Annotated in this window: 4 protein-coding genes and 1 pseudogene; 2 read left to right on the top strand and 3 right to left on the bottom strand. The window is 68.6% G+C overall.

Annotation, left to right across the window (positions count from 1 at the left end):
- Positions 1–39: 39 nt before the first annotated feature.
- On the bottom strand, positions 40–645 hold the full coding sequence (locus NQU54_RS48060) for a TetR/AcrR family transcriptional regulator (RefSeq protein ID WP_257636571.1): 606 nt from the start codon (positions 643–645) through the stop codon (positions 40–42).
- Positions 646–956: 311 nt separating this feature from the next.
- On the opposite strand from NQU54_RS48060, the gene NQU54_RS48065 reads away from it, so the two are divergent.
- The gene (locus tag NQU54_RS48065; protein WP_257636572.1) at positions 957–1,742 is read left to right on the top strand and encodes a DUF998 domain-containing protein; all 786 of its coding nucleotides are present in this window, start codon (positions 957–959) and stop codon (positions 1,740–1,742) included.
- A 68-nt stretch (positions 1,743–1,810) separates the two neighbouring features.
- On the top strand, positions 1,811–3,025 hold the full coding sequence (locus NQU54_RS48070) for an SGNH/GDSL hydrolase family protein (RefSeq protein WP_257636573.1): 1,215 nt from the start codon (positions 1,811–1,813) through the stop codon (positions 3,023–3,025).
- Between the two features lie 127 nt (positions 3,026–3,152).
- Here the strand turns inward: NQU54_RS48070 and NQU54_RS48075 are convergent, their stop codons facing one another.
- Both NQU54_RS48075 and NQU54_RS48080 read right to left on the bottom strand, forming a co-directional pair.
- Positions 3,153–4,106, bottom strand: coding sequence for a phosphotransferase family protein (locus NQU54_RS48075; RefSeq protein WP_257636574.1), 954 nt, complete (start codon positions 4,104–4,106; stop codon positions 3,153–3,155).
- 288 nt (positions 4,107–4,394) lie between these two features.
- Positions 4,395–4,583, bottom strand: a pseudogene (locus tag NQU54_RS48080) (amidohydrolase family protein); the annotation flags it as partial.

A 4,583-nucleotide genomic window follows, 5' to 3' on the forward strand; every position in this document is an offset into this window, starting at 1 on the left:
CTCCTCATCGCCGAAGCGATGACGTTGCTCCGCGCACCTTCACGGCTGCGCGTCATCCCCTCCGGGGTCGCCGTAGGACGCCCAGCCCTTGTCGAGGAGTCGGAATCCCGCGTCGATGGTCGGCGCGGGATCGGCCTCGCGGGTGGCTACGAGCTGGATCTGCAAGGCGAACCGGACGTAGAGGCGGATCTCATCACTCGGCTCCTCCAGCCCGAGTTCCTCGGTGATCGCCGCGACCAGGGCATCCTCGTGGCGCAACCACATCTTCTCCGCGTAGTCGATCAGGGCCGGTGTGTCCTCCATGAGGGCGAGAATCTGGCGCTGGGGCTCGGATTGGAGCTCGGCGATCTCGGAGAGGTAATGGGCCTTCAGCGCGTCGGAGATCGTGGTCCCCGGCAAGCGGCCACTCACCGCGGCAATGAGGCGTTCATGCCGCTCGCCTTCGTCGCTGAAGACAAGTGCCTCCTTGTGGGGGAAGTGCGTGAAGACCGTCTTGGGTGACACATCGGCCTCATCCGCGATCTCGCGCACTGTCACCGCGTCGAAGCCGCGCGCGAGGAAGAGCGTCGTCGCCGCCTCGAGGATCGCCGCCCGCGTTGCCGCCTTCTTGCGCTCGCGTCGCCCAACCGCCGCTCCATCCACCATGCGTTCACTCTACCCTCGAACACTACCTACATTGACAGTAAAAGTAGTCTCGATATAGTAATCGTGTCAGTGAAGCGAAGGCGGCCTCGCGATCACGTACATGCCGCCTTCATCGCTCTGATGGGTACCGAACTCCTGGCCACGAGGTCCTGGCCCCGTCGCGCGACAGCTCCGGCGCCGACGAATTCCGCAATGGCCGCCGCTGTCATCGCTGACCGGGAGAACGACGCCGCAGGCACTACCGAGTCCATGCCGGTCTCCGGCGATCCTCGCGCCAACTCCGGCACCACCAGCGGAAAGGGACAGCGGCCATGACCGAGACCACCCACTCGCGCGCCACCCCGGAAGAACCCATGAACGCCGCAGGACACGAGAGGCCCGCCTCCGACGCGCACCTGCCACCGCGGCGCGGAACCGCGGGAGCGTTCCTGGTCGCCGGGCCGGCGATCTTCCTGCTCGGGGAGTTCATCGCGGCCGCGGCGTGGACCGACCCGTCCTACAGCTATACGCACCACTTCATCAGCAACCTCGGAGTCCACGGGCCCTCGACCCTGTTCGGGCAGTACATGTACTCGCCCCTCGCCTGGGTGATGAACACTGGCTTCTTCCTCTTCGGGATCACGATCCTGGCCGGGGTCGCCACGTTGCGCGATCCGTCGGGAGGGCGCCGCTGGGCAACGCTCGTACCCGCGACGCTGCTGGCCGTCGGCGGCGTCCTGCTCGCGCTGTTTCCCGGATCCGGGGAGGCGCTCGAAGACGGCACCGGCGAGTTCCACAGCATGGGCGCCTTCGCCGGCTTCATCGGCGGGAACGCGCTGGCCATCGTGCTCGGACGCAGATGGCGGCGCATCAGCGGCTCTCCGCGAATGGGAAGGGCGCTGATCACGATAGGCGTGATCGGTCTGCTTTCGACGGTGCTCTACCTCGCGATGATCTTCACCGCGGGTGAGACCCCCATCGGCATCATCGGCCTGATCGAACGCGGCGCCGTTCACCCGTTCCTGATCGGCCTCATCTGCGCCGGAGCATCGCTCCGGAAGCGGCAGACCGTGAACGCGCCACTCGCACCCTCCATCACCACGGGTCAAGCCGCTTGACCCCGCATTCCGCGAGCATCGCCTACCCCAACACCAGCCGCGATACCGACAATCGAAGGACATCGACCATGACCGCCGCCATCACCCAACCCTCCAGCTCCGAGGGGTCGAACGCGGACACGTCCGCATGGGTCCGCACCTGGAGTGCCTCGCCGCAGGCGCCGGACAACTCCGTCAGCTGCGTCGAACCCTTCGAGAACGCGACGCTGCGGCAAGTCGTCCGCGTCAGCGGCGGCGGACACAGCATCCGTATCCGCATCAGCAACGAGTACGGAACCGCGCCACTCACTATCGGCGCCGCCCGTGTCGCCATCGCGGACTCCGACGGCGGGACCGAGAACGGAAGCGGTCAAGCGGTGACCTTCAGCGGCGAGCTGACCACCACCGTACCGACGGGCGCGCCGATCCTCAGCGACCCCGTCGAGCTGCGTACCCCCGCGCTGTCGCGGCTGACGATCAGCCTCTACCTACCCGACCGAGTCGACACATGCACCTGTCACGGGACCTTCAACGCACTCGGCTGGATCATCCCCGGCGACACGACCGCACTCGCGTCTCTTCCCACGGACGCGGCCCCCTTGCCGGCGCAAGCCCTGATCACGGCCGTGGAAGTGCAGCCCAACCCACCGACAAAGGCCATCGCCGTCATCGGTGACTCTCGCGTTGACGGAATAGGCTCCACCCCCGGCGCGGACCGACGCTGGACGGACCTGCTCGCAGAGCGCCTGGCCGCCCACGGTGGACAGCCGCTCTGCGTGCTCAACCAGGGCATCGGCGGCAACCGCATGCTCGCCGACGGCATCGGCACCGCCGCCCTCGCCCGCTTCGACCGCGACATACTCGCCACGCCGGGCCTCGGCCACGTGGTGATCGCGGTGGGCAACGACCTCGTCTTCGCCTTCACCCCGCGCACCGAGGAGACCGCCGGATTCCTCGCGATGTTCCCCGGCGCGCCCGTCACCGTGGACGACATCATCGCGGCCCACCTCCAGCTGGCCGCTCGCGCTCGCGCCCACGGCTCCAAGGCTTATGCCGCGACCGTCGCTCCCTACGGCGGCTCGGACATGTACTCGCCCGAGGGCGACAAGGCGCGCGAGCAGCTCAACACCTGGATCCGCACGAGCGGCGCCTTCGACGGCGTACTCGACTTCGACGCCGTCTGGCGCGACCCCGCCGACCCCACCCACATCCGCGGCGACCTGCACATGGGCGACTGCCTTCACGGTAACGACGCAGGCTACGCGGCCCTCGCGGAATCCATCGACCTCTCCCTCTTCGACTGATCTGCCTGCCCAGGGGCCTCCGCCGGATCTCCGCCGGAGAAGGAGCGGCGTCCGGTGCGCGCGGCCGGCGGACGTGGCAGCCGGGCCCGGCGCTCACCGCCGGGCCCGCGCCCGGGTCCGCCTCGGCTCAGCCCAGCGCGTCCATCAGGGCGGTGACATAGGCGTCCAGCCGCTCCTCCACGGCTCGCGCCGTCAGCTCCGTCCTCCCTGCCTCCCGCCATGGCCGCGACACCAACCGCACTTCTTCCGAGAACGCCAGTGCGTCCCGCACCCACCAGTACAGCCGCTCGCTCGGGGCCGCGGCCAGCACCCCGCCGGCCTCCTCATACGCCTCAGCGAACCGCAGACCCCACGCCGGGCCGTGGAGCAACGCGAGATTGGTGGAGCAGTGCGCCACATCGAGATCCGCCGGCCCCCAGGAGGTCCCCGCCCAGTCGACGACGCCGGTGATCCGGGCACCTGCCGGCCCTGGGGGCTCCACGTCGAACAGCACGTTGCCGGGTTGGAAGTCCCGGTGCAGGAACCGCCCCTCATAGGGCGGCGCGGGCTCGCGGATCACGTCGATGGCCGCGGCCCATGCCGCCGCGTCGGCGCCCTTCGGAACGACGACGGTGTCGGCGGTCGTCAACGCCACGTATCCCCGGGGCCGCTCGGCGGGCCGCACCGCGTGGATCGCCACGAGCTGACGGGCCAACAGAGGAACGCGCGTCTCCACCCCCTCATCGTCGAGGACCGTCCGCCCCGCCAGATGGGTCATCAGGAGCGATGGGTACTCGCAGTGCGCGGCGGTCGGATCAACCGCGACCAGTCCAGGAGCCGGCACGCCGGTCCCCCTGAGCAGGGTCAGGGCGCCGACCTCCCTGTTCAGCCAGTCCTCGGCGTGCTCCACGTCGACGAAGGTCCGCAGCACCAGGTCACGGGTGCCTCCGTCCCGCGCGCCGATGGTCAGCCTCCGCATCTCGGCAGTGATGCCGCCGTGCAGCGCCTCGGTTCCGACGATCCGTTCGCCGACCTCCAGGTGTCGGCTCACCCAAGCCAGTGTCAACGGTCGGACGGCCGCCACCTCATCGTGGTTGGTCACCGTGCCACCTCATCATCCGGACGGCGGCACGGGCAAAAGATTTCCTTGGGTCGATCCGGCGCCGTGCCTGTGACCCTGGCGGGTGGGCGCTTCAGGCGGCGGGCTCCTCGGTGCGGTCCGAGGAGGGAGCCGGCACTTGGAAGCAGGCCAGCAAGGCCGAGGTGCTGAGGTACTGATAGAGAACGATCGCGACCTGCATACGGGGGCTCCTTCGGTTGCTCCGGTGGCGAAATACTTCGTCGTCGATACCGTCACTCAGTGACGGCCGAATAGTGTGCGCGCATGCGCTCACCGCCAAGCCCTTACGGGTCGCCCAGGCAGGGCATGCTCCTCCAACCTGCCTTCACTGACGACGGATACGCCGTTGACGATCACGTGGGCGAATCCCGTCGAGGGACGCACCGAATGCTGGTAGGTCGCGGAATCGGTGACGTGCTCCGCGTCGAATACCACCACATCCGCATCGCAACCTGACTG

This window comes from Streptomyces malaysiensis subsp. samsunensis (assembly GCF_024519315.1).
Classification (GTDB): Bacteria; Actinomycetota; Actinomycetes; order Streptomycetales; family Streptomycetaceae; genus Streptomyces; species Streptomyces malaysiensis.

Coding starts and splice junctions, on each gene's coding strand:
- NQU54_RS48060 (WP_257636571.1), bottom strand. CDS start 645: ATGGTGGATGGAGCGGCGGTTGGGCGACGCGAGCGCAAGAAGGCGGCA.
- NQU54_RS48065 (WP_257636572.1), top strand. CDS start 957: ATGACCGAGACCACCCACTCGCGCGCCACCCCGGAAGAACCCATGAAC.
- NQU54_RS48070 (WP_257636573.1), top strand. CDS start 1,811: ATGACCGCCGCCATCACCCAACCCTCCAGCTCCGAGGGGTCGAACGCG.